Genomic DNA, 21,160 nt, shown 5'->3' on the forward strand with positions numbered 1-21,160 from the left:
ATCATGCGTGCTGCTCAATTGAAAGCTGTATTGCCACGGGAGCTGCTCGCCTCGGTGGTTGTTTTTCTGGTCGCCTTGCCACTGTGCATGGGCATCGCGATTGCGTCCGGCATGCCGCCGGCCAAAGGCCTGATCACTGGCATCATCGGCGGCTTGGTGGTGGGCTGGTTGGCCGGCTCGCCGCTGCAAGTCAGCGGCCCGGCGGCGGGTCTGGCGGTACTGGTGTTCGAACTGGTGCGCCAGCACGGCATGCTGATGCTGGGGCCGATCCTGTTGCTGGCCGGCTTCCTGCAATTGGTGGCCGGGCGTTTGCGCCTGGGCTGCTGGTTTCGCGTCACCGCGCCGGCTGTGGTCTACGGCATGTTGGCCGGCATTGGCGTGTTGATCGTGCTGTCGCAGATCCATGTGATGCTCGACGGCGCGCCCAAGCCGTCAGGGCTGGATAACCTGGCTGGCTTCCCGGCAGCGCTGGCTGAAGCGATTCCTACCTTCGGCGGCGGTCTCGGCTGGCAGGCTGGCGTACTCGGCCTGTCGACGATGTTGGTGATGTACCTGTGGGACAAATTCCGCCCGCAACAACTGCGGTTTGTGCCTGGCGCGTTGCTTGGCGTGGGCCTGGCGACCGTCGCCAGCCTGGTGCTGGCGTTGCAGGTCAAGCGCGTGGAAGTCCCGGAAAACCTGGCGGACGCTATCGACTGGCTGCGCCCCAGCGACCTGCTGAACCTGGCAGATCCACAGCTTTTGATCGCGGCATTCGCCGTGGCGTTTATTGCCAGTGCCGAAACCCTGCTGTCTGCCGCAGCGGTGGACCGTATGCACAGTGGTCAACGTTCCGATTTCGACAAGGAATTGTCGGCCCAAGGCGTGGGCAACATGCTCTGCGGCCTGGTGGGTGCATTGCCAATGACCGGTGTGATCGTACGCAGCTCGGCTAACGTCCAGGCTGGTGCTACCACGCGTCTGTCGGCGATGTTCCATGGCCTGTGGTTGCTGGGTTTCGTGCTTTTGCTGTCGAGCGTGCTGCAGAGCATTCCGGTCGCGAGCCTGGCGGGTGTGCTGGTATACACCGGGATCAAGCTGGTAGACGTCAAGGCGTTTAAGGCGCTGGGGCGCTATGGGCGGATGCCGATGTTCACCTATGCGGCCACCGCGCTGGCAATCATCTTTACCGATTTGCTGACCGGCGTGCTGGTGGGCTTCGGGCTCACATTGCTCAAGTTGGCCTTCAAGGCCTCGCGCCTGAAAGTCAGCCTGATTGACCTGCCCCAGGAAGGTGAGATGGAGCTGCGTTTGACGGGGGCGGCGACCTTTCTGAAGGTGCCGGCGTTGACTCAGGTGTTGTCGGCGGTGCCTGCGGGGACCACCCTGCATGTGCCGTTGAGCAACTTGAGTTACATCGACCACTCTTGCCTGGAGTTGCTGGAAGAATGGGGCCGGGCCAATGCGGCCAAGGGCTCGACGTTGGTGATCGAGGCGCGTGGGTTGAAGCGTCGGCTGGAAGGTCGGGTGCGAACGACAGTGGGGATCGGCTCAGCGCCTGCCTGACCCCTCAAAAAACTGTGGGAGCCGGGCTTGCCCGGCTCCCACATTGGATCCCTATCGGATCTGAAGTCTACGCAGGCTGATCCAGCGACAGCTCAACCCCAAGCTGGCGCGACAGGCACGGCCAGCGCTTCCAGGACGCTTCGGTCTGCGGGCTCTTGAGCTGCTCGCGATAGGCCTCGACCGACTCCAGCGCAAAGCTTTCCTCGTTAAGCATCTCATCCACCGCCAGGTGCACGGCTTCATCCAACTGGTTGGCGAAGTCTTCGCCGATCAGTTGATGGGCGATCACGTTGGCCACGGTGGTATCCGCTGGAATCAACGGTTGGCCAAAATGCTTGATATACAGATCGTTCACTTCTTCGACCAGGCGATGCGCCAGGTAGGCCTCATCCAGCAGGCCATCAAGGCCGTCGTGGCCGGCCAGAATCGCTGGCGGCTGCAGGAAGAAATGTTCAGCGATTTTCAGTACCGGTTTGATCTGGCTTTCAATCCCGGCCTCACGGGCCACGTCATTGGCGGCGTCGAGCAAATCAGGAACCAGGTCGATGTAAGTGGTCACAAAACGGGTCATGACCATGTTGCGATCACCGTCAGCCAGGGCGATGGACGAATGCAGGTGCGGCACTTGTTTTTTCAGCTGGCTGACGAGCTGGCCGGTGCTGGCTTCGTGTTGATGGGCACGGGAAATCTGCTCGCGCAATGCGGCGGTGTTCATGAGGGCTCCAGTGAAGCAGGCGTAGGAAAAGGGAGAAGATAAGCTAGTTCGTTTATACGAGCGCCTAAGACGCATTTGTCATAATTATTTCATGGTTATAGGCAGGGGTTATATCGAAATGCCATCGTTCGTCGGATAAACGATTCCGCTGCCTATTTTACGGGCTCCGTCTGTCTGTTTCTATTCATTTGCCCCCACACATTGCGGGGTTGCTACGGCTGTCTATACTCGATTTTGTACGCAATTAGCTGATGACGCCCAACTGCATGACGCAGGCAAGGCTTGGCGGTTGTAAGCAGTATGGAAGCCGCTCCCTTCGCCGCAGGTGCAAACCGGCGGGATAACAAGAAACATAAAGGGGAACCCGCAATGACGCGACATCCACACGTTTGGATGGGCCTCCTGTTGTGGTCGGTATTCGGCCAGGCGCACGCCGCCTGGACTACGAATATGGCGCCAGGGGCTACTGAAGTCAGCCACGCTGTGTTTGACCTGCACATGACCATTTTCTGGATCTGTGTGGTGATCGGCATCGTCGTGTTTGGCGCGATGTTCTGGTCGATGATCCTGCACCGTCGGTCCACGGGCCAGGTAGCGGCCAAGTTCCACGAAAGCACCACCGTGGAAATCCTCTGGACCGTGGTGCCCTTGCTGATCCTGGTGGCCATGGCTATTCCGGCCACCAAGACCCTGATCAACATCTACGACAGCAGTGAGTCGGATATCGATATCCAGGTCACCGGCTATCAGTGGAAGTGGCACTACAAATACCTGGGTCAGGATGTGGAGTTCTTCAGCAACCTGGCCACCCCCGCCGAGCAGATCCATAACCAGGCCACCAAGGGTGAGCACTACCTGTTGGAAGTCGACCAGCCGCTGGTATTGCCGGTGGGCGCCAAGGTGCGCTTTCTGGTGACCGCTGCCGATGTGATCCACTCCTGGTGGGTGCCGGCCTTTGCGGTCAAGCGCGATGCTATCCCTGGCTTCGTCAACGAGGCCTGGACCCGCGTCGAGAAGCCCGGCATCTACCGTGGCCAGTGCGCCGAACTGTGTGGCAAGGACCATGGCTTCATGCCCATCGTGGTGGAGGTCAAGTCCAAGGCCGACTACGACACCTGGCTGGGGGAGCGCAAGGAGGAGGCCGCCAAGCTCAAGGAGTTGACCTCCAAAGAATGGACACTGGACGAACTGGTGGCACGTGGCGACAAGGTCTATCACACCACTTGCGTGGCCTGTCACCAGGCCGAGGGCCAAGGCTTGCCACCGATGTTCCCAGCGCTCAAGGGCTCGAAAATCGCCACCGGGCCGGCCAAAGACCATCTGAGCATCGTGTATCACGGCAAGCCCGGCACCGCGATGGCAGCCTTCGGCAAGCAGCTCTCTGAATTGGATATCGCCGCTGTGGTGACCTATGAGCGTAACGCCTGGGGCAATAACAAAGGCGACATGGTCACGCCCAAAGACGTGCTGGCTCTGAAACAGGCCCAAAGCAAATGACGACTTTCATTGCCAATGCCCTGAATCGCCCCGCTCACTCGCTTGCAGGAGAACGGCCATGAGCACTGTGATCGACCACGGTCATGCCGACCACGCCCACGGCCCCGCCAAAGGCTTGATGCGCTGGGTGCTGACCACCAACCACAAAGACATCGGCACCATGTACCTGTGGTTCGCCTTCACCATGTTCCTGCTCGGCGGCTCGTTCGCCATGGTGATCCGCGCCGAGTTGTTCCAGCCGGGCCTTCAGATCGTGCAGCCGGCGTTCTTCAACCAGATGACCACCATGCACGGGTTGATCATGGTGTTCGGCGCGGTGATGCCGGCGTTTGTCGGCCTGGCCAACTGGATGATCCCGTTGATGATCGGCGCGCCGGACATGGCCCTGCCGCGCATGAACAATTTCAGCTTCTGGCTGTTGCCGGCGGCGTTCCTGTTGCTGGTGTCCACCTTGTTCACGCCCGGCGGCGGGCCGAATTTCGGCTGGACCTTCTACGCCCCGCTCTCCACCACCTATGCGCCGGAAAGCGTGACGTTCTTTATCTTTGCCATCCACCTGATGGGCATCAGTTCGATCATGGGCGCGATCAACGTGGTCGCCACCATCCTCAACCTGCGTGCGCCGGGCATGACCCTGATGAAAATGCCGCTGTTCGTGTGGACCTGGCTGATCACCGCATTCCTGCTGATCGCGGTGATGCCGGTACTGGCGGGCTGCGTGACCATGATGCTGATGGACATTCACTTTGGCACCAGCTTCTTCAGTGCGGCCGGTGGTGGTGATCCGGTGCTGTTCCAGCACGTGTTCTGGTTCTTCGGGCATCCCGAGGTGTACATCATGATCCTGCCGGCCTTTGGCGCCGTCAGCTCGATCATCCCCACCTTCTCGCGCAAGCCGCTGTTCGGTTACACCTCGATGGTCTACGCCACCGCGAGCATCGCGTTCCTGTCGTTCATCGTGTGGGCGCACCACATGTTCGTGGTGGGCATTCCGCTGGTGGGTGAGCTGTTCTTCATGTACGCCACCCTGCTGATTGCCGTGCCCACGGGCGTGAAGGTGTTCAACTGGGTCAGCACCATGTGGCAAGGCTCACTGACGTTCGAGACGCCGATGTTGTTTGCGGTGGCCTTTGTGATCCTGTTCACCATCGGCGGCTTCTCCGGGCTGATGCTGGCGATTGCCCCGGCGGACTTCCAGTACCACGACACCTACTTTGTGGTGGCGCATTTCCATTACGTACTGGTGCCCGGCGCGATCTTCGGGATCTTCGCTTCTGCCTACTACTGGCTGCCGAAATGGACCGGCCATATGTACGACGAAACCTTGGGCAAGCTGCACTTCTGGTTGTCTTTCGTGGGCATGAACATGGCGTTCTTCCCCATGCACTTTGTGGGGCTGGCCGGTATGCCGCGCCGAGTGCCGGACTACAACCTGCAGTTCGCTGACTTCAATATGGTCTCGTCCATTGGTGCCTTCATGTTCGGCGCCACGCAGATCTTCTTCCTGTTCATTGTCATCAAGTGCATCCGTGGCGGCCCGCCTGCGCCGGCCAAGCCGTGGGATGGCGCCGAGGGCCTGGAATGGAGCGTGCCCTCACCCGCGCCGTATCACACCTTCACCACGCCGCCGGAGGTCAAATGAAGCCCTCCCTATACTCCCCCTGTGGGAGCGGGCTTGCCCGCGATGGCGGTAGGTCAGGCGCTGAATCTACCAGCCCTCAGGCCCTCATCGCAGGCAAGCCAGCTCCCACAGAAAGTCCAAAGCCAGGTGGGCGCCATGGCTGACTCCGTCCCGCTCAAGCGCCTGGTCACTCGCCTGCTGATCTTGGTGCTGGCGATGTTCGCCTTTGGCTTCGCCCTGGTGCCGATCTACGACGTGATGTGCAAGGCGTTCGGCATCAACGGCAAGACCGCCGGGCAGTACGAGGGTGAGCAAATGGTTGACCCCTCGCGCCAGGTGCGGGTGCAGTTTCTGTCCACCAACGCCATCGACATGGTCTGGGAATTCCACTCCAAGGCCGATGAGATTGTGGTCAACCCCGGTGCAGTCAACGAGATGCTGTTCGTGGCCTACAACCCCACCGATAAGCCGATGACAGCCCAGGCGATACCCAGTATTTCCCCGGCCGAAGCGGCGATGTACTTCCACAAGACCGAATGCTTCTGCTTCACCCAGCAAGTGTTGCAGCCCGGTGAGCGGATTGAGATGCCCGTACGTTTCATCGTCGACCGCGCGATGCCCAAGGATGTGAAGCATTTGACCCTGGCGTACACGCTGTTCGATATCACTGCGCGCCAGCCGCCCGTGGCCGTCAGGACCGGGGGCTAGCTACTGTTTGCCCCCTCAATCAGGAGAGCGAATACATGTCGACTCATGATACGTACTACGTACCAGCGCAAAGCAAATGGCCAATAATTGCCACGATTGGCCTGCTGGTCACCGTGTATGGCCTGGCCGTGTGGTTCAACGACTTGAAGGCCGCGCGGCCCGAATCCCACGGGCCGTGGATCTTTTTCGTCGGCGGTTTGTTGCTGGCCTATATGCTGTTTGGCTGGTTTGGCGCGGTGATCAAGGAAAGTCGCGCCGGGCTGTACAGCGCGCAGATGGACCGCTCGTTCCGCTGGGGCATGACCTGGTTCATCTTTTCGGAGGTGATGTTCTTCATTGCCTTTTTTGGTGCGCTGTTCTATGTGCGCGTCTGGGCTGGGCCTTGGTTGGCGGGCGAGGGGCCCAAGGGCATTGCGCACATGCTGTGGCCGAACTTTGAGTTTGCCTGGCCCCTGCTGAACAACCCCGACCCTAAGCTCTACCCTGCGCCCAAAGGCACCATCAGCCCCTGGGGCCTGCCATTGGTGAACACCATCCTGCTGGTGAGTTCCAGCGTGACCATCACCATTGCCCACCATGCCCTGCGCAAAGGCCATCGTGGTGCGCTGAAACTCTGGCTGGCGATCACCGTGCTGCTGGGCTTGGCCTTTCTCGGGTTCCAGGCCGAGGAATACATCCACGCCTACAAAGAGTTGGGCCTTACCTTGGGTTCGGGGGTGTACGGCGCGACGTTCTTCATGCTCACGGGCTTTCACGGCGCCCACGTGACCATCGGCACCATCATTCTGTTTGTGATGCTGATGCGTATCCTGCGCGGGCATTTCAATGCCGAGCACCAGTTCGGTTTTGAGGCGGCCAGTTGGTATTGGCACTTTGTGGACGTGGTGTGGATCGGGCTGTTTTTCTTTGTCTATGTGCTGTGACGCCGCTTACCACGGCGCATGAGAGACCAATTGGCCGCTGAAAAAGCCCCAGGCGATCAAGCCCACGGTGATCACGGCCAGGGTGACACGCACGGTCAAGGCAGTGACGAGGCGGTTAGAGTTGCCCTCGTCCTTGACCAGGAAGAACAAGCCACTGAACAGGCTCACGACGGTCGCGATCAGCATCAGGGCAATGGCGGCTTTGAGCATGGTCTGGCTCCGGGCTAATTGGGGAGGGGCGATGAGATCGAGTATAGCCAGTGCCATGCAACGCTTTCGTCCGGGCATCGCGCCGACGCTGGTGGTACTGGTGTTGCTGCCGTTGATGGTGGGCCTGGGGTTTTGGCAATTGTCCCGCGGGCACGAAAAGCAACTGTTGGTAGACCGTTATGCCGAGCGCCGCGCCGCCGAGCCGGTCAGCAGTGCTCAGCTCAATGACATGGCTGATCCAGCCTTCCGTCGCGTTCACCTTCGCGGGCAACTGGATGGTGCACACAGCGTATTGCTGGATAACCGCATGCGTGACGGCAAGGCCGGTGTCGAGTTGCTGCAACCCTTTCATGACCAGGCCAGCGGCCTGTGGCTGTTGCTCAATCGCGGCTGGCTGCCCTGGCCGGACCGGCGTATCGCGCCCGCCTTTACAACCCCTGAACAGACGCTGAACCTCGACGCCTGGGTGTACGTCGCCCCCGGCGAGACCTTCCAACTGCATGCCGACCCGGCCAGCACGCAATGGCCGCGCCTGCTGACCGCGCTGCACCCTGCCGCCCTGTGGGGCGAACTGGGGCGCAGTGGCTTTGCCTATGAGCTGCGTGCCGAAGCGGGCCCCGGTACCTACGAAACCAGCTGGCCTGTGGTCGCCATGGGCCCGGAAAAACACCTGGCCTACGCTGTGCAATGGTTCGCCATGGCCATGGCGTTGCTGGCGCTTTACCTCTACCTCGGATGGCATAACAAAAAGGAGAAGCCCCATGGGAGCGGTCATGAATCCACCCAGCACGTCTGACACGCCTGATCGGCGCAAGGGGCGCTGGCAGCTGATTTTGATCCTGATGATGGTGATCGGCCCGATGGTGCTGGCCACCTTCATGTACAAATTGCAGTTCTGGGTGCCGGACAGCCGCAGCTATCACGGCGAACTGATTGGCAACGGCCAGACCCGCGCCGACATCGGCGTGCAGGCCGATGAACAGCGCTGGCAACTGCTGGTCACCGCCCCCACCGCCTGTGCTGCCGATTGCCAGCAACTGGTCTACCTGGCGCGCCAGCTGCAGATCAGCCTTGGCCGTGATGCATCCCGTGCCAGCCATGCCCTGGCCGGCGCGCAACCGCTGAGCAGCGAATACGAGGCCAAGCTCAAAGCCGAATATCCACAACTGCAGCGCTACCCGCTGGATGTGTCGACCTTTACCAGGAACGCTGCCGCGCCTGGCGATGCGCAATTGTGGATCGTCGACCCCCACGGCAATCTGGTGCTGCGCTACGACGCCAAGGTCAAGGGCAAGGACTTGCTCAACGATCTGCGCCTGCTGCTGAAACTGTCGAACATCGGATAAGGGCACCCTCATGGCCAAGCCTGGATTTCGCCTCGCGCTGTTTGCCACGTTACTGGCGTTGTTTGTCGTGCTGCTCGGTGCTTATACCCGCCTGACCCACGCCGGCCTCGGCTGTCCGGACTGGCCCGGCTGCTATGGCTTTATCAGCGTGCCGCAAAGCGAAGCCCAACTGGCTCATGCCGAGTTGCACTTTCCCGACACGCCGGTGGAGGCCGACAAAGGCTGGGCCGAGATGACCCATCGCTACTTCGCGGGCAGCCTGGGCCTGTTGATCGCGCTGCTGGCGGCGCGTTCGTGGCGTCATCGACGCGATCCGGGCCAGCCGGTGAAGCTGCCGCTGTTCCTGCTGACGGTGGTGTTCGCCCAAGCGGCGTTTGGCATGTGGACCGTGACCTTGAAGCTCTGGCCGCAAGTGGTCACAGGGCATCTTTTGGGCGGCTTTGCGACCTTGAGCCTGCTGTTTCTGCTGACCCTGCGGCTGTCCGGCGTACTACCGGCGCTGGTCGTGCCCAAGCGCCTACAATATTGGGCGACGGCGGGCCTGGTGCTGGTGATCGGGCAGATCGCCCTGGGCGGCTGGGTCAGTTCCAACTACGCCGCGGTGGCCTGTGTCGATTTGCCCACCTGCCACGGCCAATGGTGGCCGGCAGCGGACTTCGCCAATGGTTTTCACCTGACCCAGCACATCGGCCCCAATTACCTGGGGGGCCAGCTCGACAGCGAAGCGCGCACCGCCATCCACCTGACGCATCGCATCGGCGCCGTGCTGGTCACGCTGGTGCTGCTCGGTTTGGCCTGGCAACTGCGGGCAGTGGGGATGACGCGCCTGGCCGGCTTGTTGTTGATCGCCCTGGCCGCGCAGATCTGCCTGGGGGTGAGCAATGTGGCGTTCGGCCTGCCGCTGCCGGTGGCGGTCGCGCACAACGCTGGCGGGGCAACGTTGTTGATGACGCTGGTGCTGGTCAATTATCACGCGCGCACCAGCCTGGTTCGGGTGCGACACCCGCGCCTGTTTGGCTGGCGTTTTATCCCGCGCAAACAGGTGTCAGGTCTGATCACCCTTAAAGGAGAACTGCCATGGCGACCGTGATCGGCGCACGTCGCGACCGGGCGATCTGGCGTGACTATTTGGAGCTGACCAAGCCCAAAGTGGTGGTGCTGATGCTGATCACTTCGCTGGTGGGCATGTTCCTTGCCACCCGCGCCGGTGTGCCCTGGACAGTGCTGGTGTTCGGCAACCTCGGCATTGCCCTGTGTGCCGGCGGCGCGGCGGCGGTCAATCATGTAGTGGATCGACGGATTGATGCCGTGATGGCGCGCACTCACAAGCGGCCGATGGCTGAGGGGCGTGTCTCGCCGATGGCGGCGTTAGCGTTTGCGTTGTTCCTGGCGATTGCAGGATTGGCCCTGCTATTGGCGTTTACCAACCCGCTGGCGGCCTGGCTGACCTTGGCTTCGCTGCTGGGTTATGCGGTGGTCTACACCGGCTTTCTCAAGCGAGCGACGCCGCAGAATATTGTCATCGGCGGTCTGGCCGGTGCGGCGCCGCCGCTGCTGGGTTGGGTGGCTGTCACTGGGCATGTGAGTGCCGAACCCTTGCTGCTGGTGCTGATCATCTTCGCCTGGACTCCGCCACACTTCTGGGCCCTGGCTATTCACCGCAAAGAGGAATACGCCAAGGCCGACATCCCGATGCTGCCGGTTACCCATGGCGAGCACTACACCAAGGTGCATATCCTGCTGTACACCTTCGCCCTGCTGGCGGTGAGCCTGATGCCCTACGTTATCCACATGAGCGGGCTGCTCTACTTGGGCTTTGCGCTGGTATTGGGGGCGCGCTTTCTGCAATGGGCCTGGGTGTTGTACCGTGGCAGCCAGCCGCACGCGGCGATCAACACGTTCAAGTACTCTATCTGGTACTTGCTGCTGCTGTTTATCGCCCTGCTCGTAGACCACTACTTATTGTTGAACCTATGACTCGAACTCAAAAAACCGTCTTCATCCTCGTGGCCCTGGTCGCGTTGATCATGGGCCTGACCGTCAACAAAGTGCTCTCGGGCAAAGGCCAGGGCGACCCCACTGCGCTGATCGACGCCGGCATCATTCTGCTGCCGCAAAGCCGCCAGTTGCCAGCGGTGACCATGACTGACCAGGAAGGTCAGCCGGTGGTGGTCAATGAGTTGAAGGGCAAGTGGAGCCTGCTGTTTTTCGGTTACACCTTCTGCCCGGATATCTGCCCGACCACCCTCGCCCAGCTTCGCCAGATCAAGAGCGAACTGCCCAAAGAGGCTGTGGATAAGTTGCAGGTGATCCTGGTGAGCGTCGATCCGAACCGCGATACCCCGGCGCAGCTCAAGCAGTACCTGGGTTACTTCGACCCACAGTTCCAAGGCCTGACTGGCGCGAATGTGGAGGATGTACAGAAGGTTTCGAATGCGGTGAGCATTCCCTTCATTCCGGCGGATACCAGCAAGCCGAACTACACCGTCGACCACAGCGGTAACCTGGCACTGATCGGCCCGGATGGTACTCAGCGTGGGTTTATTCGTGCGCCATTGAACAACCAGAAGCTGGTGGCGCAGTTGCCGGGGTTGCTACAGCGCAAGTGAGCACCTGATGATCGTTCCAACGCTCTGCGTGGGAATGCAGTTAGGGACGCTCTGCGTCCCCAAGCGTGACGCAGAGCTTCACAAGAGGCGTTCCCACGCGGAGCGTGGGAACGATCAGATCAGGAGAGATCAGAACGCTGGCTTGATCGCGCCTTTGTACTTCTCTTCGATGAATTTCTTCACTTCAGGCGTGTGCAAGGCTGCAACCAGCTTCTTCACCGCGTCTGCATCCTTGTTGTCTTCGCGGGTTACCAGGATGTTCACGTAAGGCGAGTCGTTGCCTTCGATCACCAGGGCATCCTTGGATGGGTCCAGCTTGGCTTCCAGGGCGTAGTTGGTGTTGATCAGCGCCAGATCGACCTGGGTCAGCACGCGTGGCAAGGTAGCGGCTTCCAGTTCACGGAATTTCAGGTTTTTATCGTTGCCGGTGATGTCCTTGATGGTCGACAGGATGTTGGTCGGGTCCTTCAGGGTGATCAGGCCGTTCTTGGCCAGCAGCAACAGCGCACGGCCGCCGTTGGTGGCGTCGTTCGGGATCACCACGTTGGCGCCGTCAGGCAGGTCGGCCAGTTTTTTGTACTTGCTGGAGTAAGCGCCCAGAGGTTCCAGGTGCACAGCGCCGACGCTCACCAGGTGAGTGCCTTTGGCTTTGTTGAATTCATCCAGGTACGGCTGGTGCTGGAAGAAGTTGGCATCCAGGCGCTTTTCAGCCACCTGTACGTTCGGCTGCACGTAGTCGGTGAAGACTTTGACCTTCAGGTCCACGCCTTCTTTGGCCAGGGCAGGCTTCACGAATTCGAGGATTTCGGCGTGAGGCACCGGCGAAGCAGCGACCGTAATGGTCTCGGCGTGGGCGGAAAACGCAGCCACAGCGGCGAAAGCAACCAGTAGTTTTTTCATCCAGCAAGCTCCTTGTTCGGGCATCTGCCGGCTACGTGCCGGCAATGGCCGTTATTTACGAGAAAAGTGCACCACCAGCCGGTCGCCGACGGTTTGCAGAATTTGCACCAGAATCAACAGCATCACCACAGTGACCACCATCACATCGGTCTGGAAGCGCTGGTAGCCAAAACGGATTGCCAGGTCGCCCAGGCCGCCAGCACCGACCACACCAGCCATCGCGGTGTAGGAAACCAGTGTAATAGCCGTCACCGTAATCGCCGCGAAGATGCCAGGGCGGGCCTCGGGCAATAGGGCATTGGTGATGATCTGGCGGGTGGTGGCGCCCATGGCCTGGGTGGCTTCGATGATGCCACGGTCCACTTCGCGCAATGCGGTTTCCACCAGGCGCGCAAAGAATGGCGTAGCGCCGACGACCAACGGTGGGATCGCACCGGCAACACCCAGCGACGTGCCGGTGATCAGTACCGTGAACGGAATCATCACGATCAACAGAATGATGAACGGCAGCGAGCGCAAGATATTCACGATCAGCGACAACAGCGCGTACAGGCCTTTTTGTTCGAACAGCTGGCGCGGGCTGGTCAGGAACAACAGCACGCCCAGGGGCAGGCCCAGCAGCACGGTGAAGAACAGCGAGCCGAACAGCATGGTCATGGTGTCGCCGGTGGCGAGCCAGATTTCAGACCAGTCGATATTGGCGAAGAAACTCAGGAACACGTCCATCAGCGCAGCACCTCCATGTGAACGTCTGCGGCGGTGAAGCGTGCAAACGCAGCTTCCATGTCACCGCCGGTGACGGCGAGGGTCAGTTGCCCGTAAGGGATGTCTTTGATGCGGTCGATACGACCGGCAAGAATGCTGTAGTCCACACCGGTTTCCCGTGCGACGGTACCCAGCAGTGGTGCGTAGGTCGCGTCTCCTTGGAACGTCAGGCGCACGATACGGCCTGGCACATGGGCAAAGTCGTCGCGCTGCTCGCCTTCGTCCACCTGTTCGGCTTCTTGTACGAAGCGCTTGGTGGTCGGGTGCTTGGGGTGCAGGAACACGTCGGCCACCGAGCCTTGCTCGACGATCACCCCGGCGTCCATGACGGCGACCTGGTCGCATACGCGGCGGATCACGTCCATTTCATGGGTGATCAACACGATGGTCAGGTTCAACTCGCGGTTGATCTCGGCCAGCAGTTGCAGGACCGACGCCGTGGTTTGCGGGTCGAGGGCGCTGGTGGCTTCGTCACAAAGCAGGATTTTTGGCTTGGTCGCCAGGGCTCGGGCGATGCCGACGCGCTGTTTCTGGCCGCCGGACAACTGCGCCGGGTACTTCTTGGCGTGGTCCGACAAGCCGACGCGGGCGAGCAGCTCAGCCACACGTTGGTCGATTTCCTTGCGCGACAGTTCACCGGCGAGCATCAGCGGCAGCGCGACGTTGTCGGCCACGGTCTTGGACGCCAGCAAGTTGAAGTGCTGGAAGATCATCCCGACCTGCTGACGGAAGCGGCGCAGGCCGTTGGCATCCAGGGCGGTGACTTCTTCACCGTCGACCGTGATCTGCCCGCCGCTGGGTTCTTCCAGGCGGTTGATCAGGCGCAGCAGTGTGCTTTTACCCGCACCCGAGTGGCCAATCAGGCCAAACACCTGGCCGTTGGCGACGCGCAGGCTGGTGGGGTGCAGGGCGGGGATATCCTTACCGGCGACGCGGTAGGTTTTATGGACGTTTTGAAACTCGATCACGTAGCGAACCTTGTGGGGCGCATTGAAAAGGGATCAGCGGTTAGCCGGGCGCGCATTTTAGCCTGTCCGTATAGCGTTTCTTAGCATTTATTTCGTATTCATCCAGTCATTTGGCAATAACGCGATCAAAGGTCATAAAAAAGGAACGGTGCAAAACCCAGTCAGTCACTACTTAAGCAACTCGATTTCCCAGGTGCCGTGCCTGGGGTTTTGCTCAAACGAGCCGGGGACCGCTCTGGCCACTTTGAATAAGGAGTTTTGACTGATGAGTACCAAGAAGCCAGCCACCCCGCCGAAGAGTGAACTCGCGGGCACTGATACCCTGGACCGTGGCAACACCAACGCCAAGCTGCAGGCGTTGGAAGAATTCCGTTCCGATGCAACCGGCCAGGCCCTGCGCACCAACCAGGGCGTGAAGATTTCCGACAACCAGAACAGCCTGAAAGTCGGCGCCCGCGGCCCTTCGCTGCTGGAAGACTTCATCATGCGTGAAAAGATCACGCACTTTGACCATGAGCGCATCCCGGAGCGCATCGTGCATGCCCGTGGTACGGGGGCCCATGGCTATTTCCAGAGTTACGGCGACCATTCGGCGCTGACCAAGGCAGGTTTCCTGCGCACGCCTGAGCATAAAACCCCGGTGTTCGCGCGTTTTTCCACGGTGCAGGGCCCGCGTGGCTCCGGCGACACCGTGCGTGACGTTCGCGGTTTTGCCGTGAAGTTCTTCACCGACGAAGGCAACTTCGACCTGGTGGGCAACAACATGCCGGTGTTCTTCATCCAGGATGCGATCAAATTTCCTGACTTCGTCCACGCGGTGAAACCCGAGCCTCATAACGAGATTCCTACCGGCGGTTCGGCCCACGATACGTTCTGGGACTTTGTTTCGCTGCAACCGGAATCCGCGCACATGGTGATCTGGGCCATGTCCGACCGCGCCATTCCAAAAAGCCTGCGCGCCATGCAGGGCTTTGGGGTACACACCTTCCGTTTGATCAATACCGAAGGTAAGTCCAGCTTCGTGAAGTTCCACTGGCGTCCAAAAGTCGGCACCTGCTCGCTGGTATGGGATGAGGCGCAAAAGCTGGCCGGTAAAGATACGGACTACCACCGTCGTGACCTGTGGGAAGCGATTGAAAGCGGCGATTACCCCGAGTGGGAGCTGGGCGTACAGATCGTGGCCGAAGAAGACGAGCACACGTTTGATTTCGACTTGCTCGACCCGACCAAGATCATTCCAGAAGAACTGGTACCGATCACGCCGCTGGGCAAAATGGTGCTCAACCGTAACCCGGACAACTTCTTCGCTGAAGTCGAGCAGGTTGCGTTCTGCCCGGGCCACATCGTGCCGGGCATCGACTTCACCAACGACCCATTGCTGCAGGGCCGTCTGTTTTCCTACACCGATACCCAGATCAGCCGACTGGGCGGGCCGAACTTTCATGAGATTCCAATCAACCGGCCTGTCGTGCCTTTCCATAACGGCCAGCGCGACGCTCAGCATCGCACCGTGATTGATAAGGGTCGTGCGTCCTACGAGCCAAACTCTATTGATGGTGGTTGGCCGAAAGAAACCCCTGCTGGTCCTACCGATGGTGGCTTTGAGTCCTACTACGAGCGCGTCGATGCCAACAAAGTACGTGAGCGCAGCGAATCCTTCGGTGACCATTTCTCCCAGGCGACGCTGTTCTACAACAGCATGAGCCACCACGAGAAAGAGCACATTATCGCGGCCTACAGTTTTGAGCTGGGCAAGGTGGAGCGCGAGTTCATCCGTGCGCGCCAGGTCAACGAGATCCTGGCCAATATCGACCTGGAGCTGGCCAAGCGCGTTGCGCAAAACCTCGGCTTGCCGGCGCCGACCAAGGGCACCGTGCCTGCCCGTGAAACGTCGTTGAAAGAATCGCCAGCCTTGAGCCAGGTGAATTTGCTGTCGGGCGATATCAAAACGCGCAAAGTGGCGATTCTGGCAGCCAACGGCGTTGATGGTGCGGCCATTGACGCGTTAAAAGCCGCGCTTGAAGCTGAAGGCGCCCATGCCAAGTTGCTGGGGCCTACTTCGGCGCCGGTAACCACCGCGCAGGGCAAGACGCTGCCGGTCGACGCCTCGATGGAAGGCATGCCGTCCATTGCCTTCGACGCAGTGTTTATCCCGGGTGGCAAAGAGTCCGTGAAGGCGCTGAGCGGTGATGGCGTGGCGTTGCATTACGTACTGGAAGCCTACAAACACCTGAAGGCGATTGCGGTAGCCAGCGATGTGAAGCCATTGCTGGACCTGCTGAAACTGGAGGAGGATGCGGGGTTGATCGTGGGCGCGGATGCCAAGGCGTTCAAGGCCTTCTTTGCGGCGATTGCCCAGCATCGGGTATGGGAGCGTGAGCCGAAATCCAAGGCGATTCCGGCTTAACTTATCGGTTGTTTGTTAGGTCGTCATCGCAGGCAAGCCAGCTCCCACACTGTTCAAACGTGGGAGCTGGCTTGCCTGCGATGCTTTTAGTCCGCCTTGCGCGGAATCAGCACAACCTGTGCCGGAATGTGTTTCAGAATCTGCCGGTGAATTTTCAGGTCATACCCCGAATCAATCCGCTTTACCCGTTTGGTCAGCAACGTGGCCAGCCACGGGTAATCCTGGGTGCGTGGCACCTGAATGCTGACGTCGCACTGGTAATTCACCACATCGGTGGCGATGGCGTCCAACTGATGGCGCATGTCTTCAACATCCGCAAGGTTCAGCGCCACGGTGGTGCTCGGCGCTGCCGGGTCGATGACCTTGGCGGCAGGCTTGGCCTCAGCGGCTTTCAACGCAGCTTCTGCCTGGTCCAATTCGGCTTTGCGCGCATGGCTGATGGCGCTGTTGACGCCACCGGTGAGCGCGGGGGCCTTGGGCATCAAGGCGCGGGCGCGGCTCAGGGCCGTGGCGGCAGCGTTGACGTCGCCTTTTTGCAGCACGATCTGGCTGCGTTGCAGGTAGGCTTCGGCCAATTGACGCTGGTAGGCCTCAAGTGCCGGGTCATTGGGCGATTGGGCCTGCAATGCAGCCAGCTGGTCTTCGGCGGTGGCCAATTCGCTGCTGGCCAGGTTTTGTTCCAGCTGCGCGATGGCCGCAGCCCGCGGATCCGGAGCCTGGGGGGCAGCGGGCGGCGTACTTTGGCAGGCGCCCAGCAGCAGTGAAAATGCGGCAAGGAGCAGATAACGGGAGGTGAACGGCTTCATTCCTGCGACTCTCTATTTGCGCAAAAAGCGAGCAAGTCTACACCCCTCGACGGGGCAGGACAAAACTCAGCAGAAACAGGGCGGCCGCCGTAACCACAATCGACGGCCCGGCCGGTGTGTCCTTGAACCAGGACAGCGCCAGGCCACCACACACTGCAAGCATCCCCAGGAGGCTGGCGCCAATCGCCATCTGCTCCGGAGAGCGAGCGTGGCGCTGAGCGGCGGCGGCTGGAATGATCAGCAGCGACGTGATCAACAATACGCCGACAATCTTCATCGCGACAGCAATCACCACGGCGATGAGCAACATCAAGGCCATACGCAGGCCTGCGACGGGCAAGCCTTCTACCTTGGCCAGTTCTTCATGCACGGTGATCGCCAGCAACGGGCGCCACAGGGCCACCAGCAACGCCAGCACCGCAGCGCTGCCGCCGAGGATCCAGGCCAGGTCGGTCGGGCTGATCGCCAGCAGGTCGCCGAACAGGTAGGCCATCAGGTCGATGCGCACTTCATGCATGAAGCTCAGCACCACCAGGCCCAGAGACAAGGTACTGGGCGCAAGGATGCCCAGCAGTGTGTCGGAGGCCAGTGGCTGGCGTTGCTGCAGGGTCACCAGCAGCACGGCTAGCAGCAGGCAGCCGACGGTCACGGCGATGGCCGGGCTTACATCCAGCAGAAAGCCCATGGCCACGCCCAGCAAGGCAGCATGGGACAAGGTGTCGCCGAAATAGGCCATGCGTCGCCACACCACGAACGAGCCCAATGGGCCCGCCACCAGTGCCAAAGCCAAGCCTGCCAGCAGGGCGTAGAGCAGAAAATCAGCCATGCTTGCAGCTATCTCCATGAACGTGGGGGGTATCGACGACGGCGCCATGCAGGTCATGGGCGTGGTCATGGTGGTGATGGTAGATCGCCAGGCTCTGGGCGTTCTTGCCGAACAGCTCCACGAACGCCGGGTCGCCACTGACCTGTTCCGGGTGGCCGGAGCAGCACACGTGGCGGTTGAGGCAGACCACTTGGTCGGTGGTGCTCATGACCAGGTGCAAGTCGTGGGAGACCATCAGTACGCCGCAACCATGGCGGTCGCGCAGGCGGGTGATCAGGCTGTACAGCTCGGCCTGGCCGGCGACATCGACACCTTGCACGGGTTCATCGAGTACCAGCAGCTCGGGCTCGCGCAGCAGGGCGCGGGCCAGCAGCACGCGCTGCATTTCGCCACCGGAGATGCTTTGCACCGGGTTGTCGATGACGTGTTCGGCGCCGACTTCCTTAAGCGCAGCCTGGGCGCGGGCGCGGTCTACGCCAGGCACCAGGCGCAGGAAGCGCAATACGGAGAGCGGCAATGTCGGGTCCACGTGCAGCTTTTGCGGCATATAGCCCACGCGCAGCTTGGGCTTGCGCCAAACCGTGCCGCTGTGGGGCTTGAGCAGCCCGAGCACGGCGCGCACCAAGGTGGTCTTGCCGGCGCCGTTGGGGCCGATCAGGGTGACGATTTGCCCCGGTTCCACGCTCAGTGCGATGTTCTCCAGCACGTTTTGCCCGGCGAACGTGACCCCGACCTGCTCCAGGCGGATTAACGCATTGCTCATCAAACCCCCTGGCAGCCTGCGCACAGGCCGACCACTTCGACCGTTTGCCCTTCGACCTTGAAGCCGACGTCGGCAGAGCTTTTGATAATGGCGTCGCTGATGCTTTTTTGTTCAAGCTCAATGGCGGCGTGGCACTCGCGGCAGATCAAGAACTGGCCCTGATGCGCGTGCTCCGGGTGGTTGCAACCGACAAAGGCGTTAAGCGAGGCGATACGGTGCACCAGGCCGTTTTCCAGCAGGAAATCCAACGCACGGTAAACGGTGGGCGGCGCGGCGCGGCGGCCGTCCTGCTCGCTGAGGACGCCCAGAATGTCGTACGCGCCCAAAGGCTTGTGGCTCTGCCACACCAGCTCCAGCACCCGGCGACGCAAGGCAGTCAGGCGCAAGCCTTTCTTTGCGCACAGGGTGTCGGCCTCTGACAATGCGGTGTGCACGCAGTGAGAGTGGTCGTGGGGACGGCTGGCAAGCGGTGTTTTAGGCATGAGCGGCGACAGATATTTGATAGAGACGTTATTATGTTACCCGTTCCTACGCCATCGAGTGGTCATCGTGTCCCGACTTTTTCCCGTTTTTGTCGTATTTGTCACCAGTTTGTTCGTTGCGGGTGCCGCTCAGGCCGAGGTCAAGGTACTGACGAGCATCAAGCCGTTGCAACTGATTGCCGCTGCCGTGCAGGACGGCGTGGCTGTTCCAGAGGTATTGCTGCCGCCGGGGGCGTCGCCGCACAACTTCGCTTTACGCCCATCCGACGTACGGCGTGTGCAGTCGGTGGACCTGCTGTACTGGATCGGGCCGGACATGGAAACGTTTTTGCCGCGTGTGCTCAAAGGCCGTACGGCGCCAACGGTGGCCGTGCAGGACCTGCCAGGCATGAAACTGCGCATCTTCGGCGAAGATAGCCATTCACATGCCGATGAAGCCGACGAACATGACCATGATCACCGCCCAGGCAGTGTGGATGCGCACCTGTGGCTGTCCACGGTCAATGCACGTGTGATCGCCGCTCGGATGGCGGCCGATCTGAGCGCTGCCGACCCAGCCAATGCCGAGCGTTATCAGAGCAATGCGAAGGCCTTCGAAGAACGCCTGAACGCGCTGGATGCGCGCCTGAAGCAGCGTTTGGCGGGCGTTGATGGCAAACCTTATTTCGTGTTCCACGAAGCCTTTGATTACTTCGAAGAGGCGTACGGTTTGAAGCATGCTGGCGTGTTCAGCGTGGCCGCCGAAGTGCAGCCGGGCGCGCAGCACGTAGCGGCGATGCGCGCGCGTTTGCAGGACGTGGGCAAGACTTGCGTGTTCAGCGAGCCGCCGTTGCGACCTCGCTTGGCCGAAACCCTGGTGGCCGGGTTGCCGGTGAAGTTGGCGGAATTGGATGCGTTGGGTGGCTATACGCCGGCTACCGCGCAGGGTTATGAGCAGGTGCTGGAAAAACTCGGCAATGATCTGGCCGGTTGCCTGGAGTCGCTCTAACAGGTAACACAAAACTCCTGTGGGAGCGGGCTTGCCCGCGATAGCGTTGGCTCAGTTGATACCGCTATCGCAGGCAAGCCAGCTCCCACATTGACCGAGTCGGTCTTTTAAAGCGCGAACGGTAGGTGGAGCGTGACCTGCTGACGCTGCGCCAGGCGATGCTCGAACTCAGCCGGGTCGTGAATCAACACATCCTGCCCGGCAAATGACTCGGCCGCGATCAGCCGGGACAGCCAGAACCGTACGCACGCCACGCGCAGCATGGTCGGCCATAGCTCGGCTTCCTTCGCGGTAAACGCTCGTAGCCCCGCGTAAGCGCCCAGCAGCGCCCGGGCACGGTGACCGTCAATCACGCCATCGGCATCCGAGCACCAGTCATTCAAGGCGATTGCCACGTCGTAGAGCATCGGCCCCGAACAGGCGTTGTAGAAGTCGATCAGGCCCGTCAGGTGCGTGCCTTCAAACATCGCGTTATCGCGAAACAGATCGGCGTGCACATTCGCTCGTGGCAGGCCGAGGATGTCAGCCTTGTGAGCGTCGATCTCGGCCAGCGCATCGCGCAACAGGCGTTGCTGGGCCTCGTTGAGGTGCGAAATAAGCTGCGCGCCCTCGCTGAGCATCCACGCCAGGCCGCGGTCGGTCTTGCGTTCAAGTACCTTTTCGCCCTGGGTGGCCAAGTGCAGGTGGCCGAGCAGTTCGCCAACCTGGGCGCAATGCTGCGCATTGGCCTCCTTGATGTGCTTGCCCGCCAGGCGCGGTTGCAGCAAGGCCGGTTTGCCCTTGAGTTCGCGCAAAGCGATACCGTCGGTGGTACGCAGGGCGTACGGCACAGGCAGATCGGCGTCGTGGAGCACGTCAAGCAGTTCGATGAAGAACGGCATTTCTGCCACCGGGCCACGCTCAACCAGGGTCAGGACGAATTCACCCTGTTCCAGGCTGATAAAGAAATTGGTGTTTTCGCTGCCGGCGGCAATCCCCTGGAAATCAAGCAGGCGGCCGAGCCCGTAAGGGGCGAGAAAGGTTTCCAGCTCGGGCCGAGCCAGGGGGGTGAACACAGACATGGTTAAAACTGCCGTTACGG

General features: G+C 60.8%; 22 protein-coding genes. 12 read left to right on the top strand and 10 right to left on the bottom strand.

Features of this window, described 5'->3' with window-relative positions; genetic code table 11:
* Nucleotides 1-3 precede the first annotated feature (3 nt).
* Nucleotides 4-1,545, top strand: a complete 1,542-nt coding sequence (locus AB4P90_RS01210; protein WP_014716321.1) for a SulP family inorganic anion transporter — start codon at nucleotides 4-6, stop codon at nucleotides 1,543-1,545.
* Nucleotides 1,546-1,612: 67 nt separating this feature from the next.
* On the opposite strand, the gene AB4P90_RS01215 is transcribed toward AB4P90_RS01210, so the two are convergent.
* Nucleotides 1,613-2,260 carry a hypothetical protein gene (locus AB4P90_RS01215; protein WP_395605582.1) on the bottom strand — a complete coding sequence of 216 codons (648 nt, stop codon included), beginning with the start codon at nucleotides 2,258-2,260 and terminating at the stop codon, nucleotides 1,613-1,615.
* A 369-nt stretch (nucleotides 2,261-2,629) separates the two neighbouring features.
* On the opposite strand from AB4P90_RS01215, the gene coxB reads away from it, so the two are divergent.
* The 4 genes from coxB (at nucleotide 2,630) to AB4P90_RS01235 (ending at nucleotide 7,009) form a co-directional block, all read left to right on the top strand.
* A complete protein-coding gene (coxB, locus tag AB4P90_RS01220) occupies nucleotides 2,630-3,757 on the top strand; it encodes a cytochrome c oxidase subunit II (protein ID WP_395605583.1) in 1,128 nt (375 codons plus the stop codon).
* Nucleotides 3,758-3,815: 58 nt separating this feature from the next.
* Nucleotides 3,816-5,399, top strand: a complete 1,584-nt coding sequence (gene ctaD / locus AB4P90_RS01225) for a cytochrome c oxidase subunit I (RefSeq protein WP_003187339.1) — start codon at nucleotides 3,816-3,818, stop codon at nucleotides 5,397-5,399.
* A 135-nt stretch (nucleotides 5,400-5,534) separates the two neighbouring features.
* Nucleotides 5,535-6,086 carry a cytochrome c oxidase assembly protein gene (locus tag AB4P90_RS01230; RefSeq protein ID WP_003187340.1) on the top strand — a complete coding sequence of 184 codons (552 nt, stop codon included), beginning with the start codon at nucleotides 5,535-5,537 and terminating at the stop codon, nucleotides 6,084-6,086.
* 35 nt (nucleotides 6,087-6,121) lie between these two features.
* The gene (locus tag AB4P90_RS01235) at nucleotides 6,122-7,009 is read left to right on the top strand and encodes a cytochrome c oxidase subunit 3 (RefSeq protein ID WP_003187344.1); all 888 of its coding nucleotides are present in this window, start codon (nucleotides 6,122-6,124) and stop codon (nucleotides 7,007-7,009) included.
* Nucleotides 7,010-7,015: 6 nt separating this feature from the next.
* On the opposite strand, the gene AB4P90_RS01240 is transcribed toward AB4P90_RS01235, so the two are convergent.
* Nucleotides 7,016-7,219, bottom strand: a complete 204-nt coding sequence (locus tag AB4P90_RS01240; protein WP_003187345.1) for a twin transmembrane helix small protein — start codon at nucleotides 7,217-7,219, stop codon at nucleotides 7,016-7,018.
* Between the two features lie 31 nt (nucleotides 7,220-7,250).
* Here AB4P90_RS01240 and AB4P90_RS01245 point away from each other — a divergent pair, with 31 nt between their 5' ends.
* The 5 genes from AB4P90_RS01245 to AB4P90_RS01265 are packed head-to-tail and all read left to right on the top strand — an operon-like array spanning nucleotide 7,251 to nucleotide 11,174.
* Entirely contained in the window at nucleotides 7,251-8,015 is a 765-nt protein-coding gene (locus tag AB4P90_RS01245; protein WP_014716326.1) for an SURF1 family protein, read from the top strand.
* Complete coding sequence (locus AB4P90_RS01250) at nucleotides 7,981-8,565, top strand: hypothetical protein (protein ID WP_073452789.1); 585 nt, start codon at nucleotides 7,981-7,983, stop codon at nucleotides 8,563-8,565. Before AB4P90_RS01245 ends, AB4P90_RS01250 begins: the two co-directional genes overlap by 35 nt.
* A gap of 10 nt (nucleotides 8,566-8,575) precedes the next feature.
* Complete coding sequence (locus tag AB4P90_RS01255; protein ID WP_014716328.1) at nucleotides 8,576-9,655, top strand: heme A synthase; 1,080 nt, start codon at nucleotides 8,576-8,578, stop codon at nucleotides 9,653-9,655.
* Nucleotides 9,643-10,542 carry a heme o synthase gene (gene cyoE / locus AB4P90_RS01260; protein ID WP_282398830.1) on the top strand — a complete coding sequence of 300 codons (900 nt, stop codon included), beginning with the start codon at nucleotides 9,643-9,645 and terminating at the stop codon, nucleotides 10,540-10,542. Before AB4P90_RS01255 ends, cyoE begins: the two co-directional genes overlap by 13 nt.
* Nucleotides 10,539-11,174: an SCO family protein gene (locus AB4P90_RS01265; RefSeq protein ID WP_014716330.1), complete on the top strand. Its 636-nt coding sequence runs from the start codon at nucleotides 10,539-10,541 to the stop codon at nucleotides 11,172-11,174. The genes cyoE and AB4P90_RS01265 overlap by 4 nt, the downstream gene beginning before the upstream one ends.
* A 129-nt stretch (nucleotides 11,175-11,303) precedes the next feature.
* Here AB4P90_RS01265 and AB4P90_RS01270 read toward each other — a convergent pair whose 3' ends face one another.
* The 3 genes from AB4P90_RS01270 to AB4P90_RS01280 are packed head-to-tail and all read right to left on the bottom strand — an operon-like array spanning nucleotide 11,304 to nucleotide 13,807.
* Nucleotides 11,304-12,074: a MetQ/NlpA family ABC transporter substrate-binding protein gene (locus tag AB4P90_RS01270; protein ID WP_014716331.1), complete on the bottom strand. Its 771-nt coding sequence runs from the start codon at nucleotides 12,072-12,074 to the stop codon at nucleotides 11,304-11,306.
* A 51-nt stretch (nucleotides 12,075-12,125) separates the two neighbouring features.
* The gene (locus AB4P90_RS01275; protein WP_003187354.1) at nucleotides 12,126-12,800 is read right to left on the bottom strand and encodes a methionine ABC transporter permease; all 675 of its coding nucleotides are present in this window, start codon (nucleotides 12,798-12,800) and stop codon (nucleotides 12,126-12,128) included.
* A complete protein-coding gene (locus tag AB4P90_RS01280; RefSeq protein WP_395605584.1) occupies nucleotides 12,800-13,807 on the bottom strand; it encodes a methionine ABC transporter ATP-binding protein in 1,008 nt (335 codons plus the stop codon). Before AB4P90_RS01280 ends, AB4P90_RS01275 begins: the two co-directional genes overlap by 1 nt.
* A 265-nt stretch (nucleotides 13,808-14,072) precedes the next feature.
* Here AB4P90_RS01280 and katE point away from each other — a divergent pair, with 265 nt between their 5' ends.
* Nucleotides 14,073-16,214, top strand: coding sequence for a catalase HPII (gene katE, locus AB4P90_RS01285; protein ID WP_038448367.1), 2,142 nt, complete (start codon nucleotides 14,073-14,075; stop codon nucleotides 16,212-16,214).
* An 86-nt stretch (nucleotides 16,215-16,300) separates the two neighbouring features.
* On the opposite strand, the gene AB4P90_RS01290 is transcribed toward katE, so the two are convergent.
* The 4 genes from AB4P90_RS01290 to zur are packed head-to-tail and all read right to left on the bottom strand — an operon-like array spanning nucleotide 16,301 to nucleotide 19,091.
* The gene (locus tag AB4P90_RS01290; RefSeq protein WP_014716334.1) at nucleotides 16,301-17,020 is read right to left on the bottom strand and encodes a PA5502 family lipoprotein; all 720 of its coding nucleotides are present in this window, start codon (nucleotides 17,018-17,020) and stop codon (nucleotides 16,301-16,303) included.
* A 37-nt stretch (nucleotides 17,021-17,057) separates the two neighbouring features.
* The gene (znuB, locus tag AB4P90_RS01295) at nucleotides 17,058-17,846 is read right to left on the bottom strand and encodes a zinc ABC transporter permease subunit ZnuB (protein ID WP_014716335.1); all 789 of its coding nucleotides are present in this window, start codon (nucleotides 17,844-17,846) and stop codon (nucleotides 17,058-17,060) included.
* A complete protein-coding gene (gene znuC, locus AB4P90_RS01300; RefSeq protein ID WP_003187361.1) occupies nucleotides 17,839-18,609 on the bottom strand; it encodes a zinc ABC transporter ATP-binding protein ZnuC in 771 nt (256 codons plus the stop codon). Before znuC ends, znuB begins: the two co-directional genes overlap by 8 nt.
* Nucleotides 18,609-19,091: a zinc uptake transcriptional repressor Zur gene (zur, locus tag AB4P90_RS01305; RefSeq protein WP_014716336.1), complete on the bottom strand. Its 483-nt coding sequence runs from the start codon at nucleotides 19,089-19,091 to the stop codon at nucleotides 18,609-18,611. Before zur ends, znuC begins: the two co-directional genes overlap by 1 nt.
* A gap of 58 nt (nucleotides 19,092-19,149) precedes the next feature.
* Here zur and AB4P90_RS01310 point away from each other — a divergent pair, with 58 nt between their 5' ends.
* Nucleotides 19,150-20,079 (top strand): zinc ABC transporter substrate-binding protein, encoded by a 930-nt coding sequence (locus AB4P90_RS01310; RefSeq protein WP_073452792.1) that lies wholly within the window; start codon nucleotides 19,150-19,152, stop codon nucleotides 20,077-20,079.
* A 107-nt stretch (nucleotides 20,080-20,186) separates the two neighbouring features.
* Here the strand turns inward: AB4P90_RS01310 and AB4P90_RS01315 are convergent, their stop codons facing one another.
* Entirely contained in the window at nucleotides 20,187-21,140 is a 954-nt protein-coding gene (locus AB4P90_RS01315; RefSeq protein ID WP_014716337.1) for a homoserine kinase, read from the bottom strand.
* Nucleotides 21,141-21,160: the final 20 nt, after the last annotated feature.

Source organism: Pseudomonas sp. B16120 (genome assembly GCF_044218845.1).
Classification (GTDB): Bacteria; Pseudomonadota; Gammaproteobacteria; order Pseudomonadales; family Pseudomonadaceae; genus Aquipseudomonas; species Aquipseudomonas paracarnis.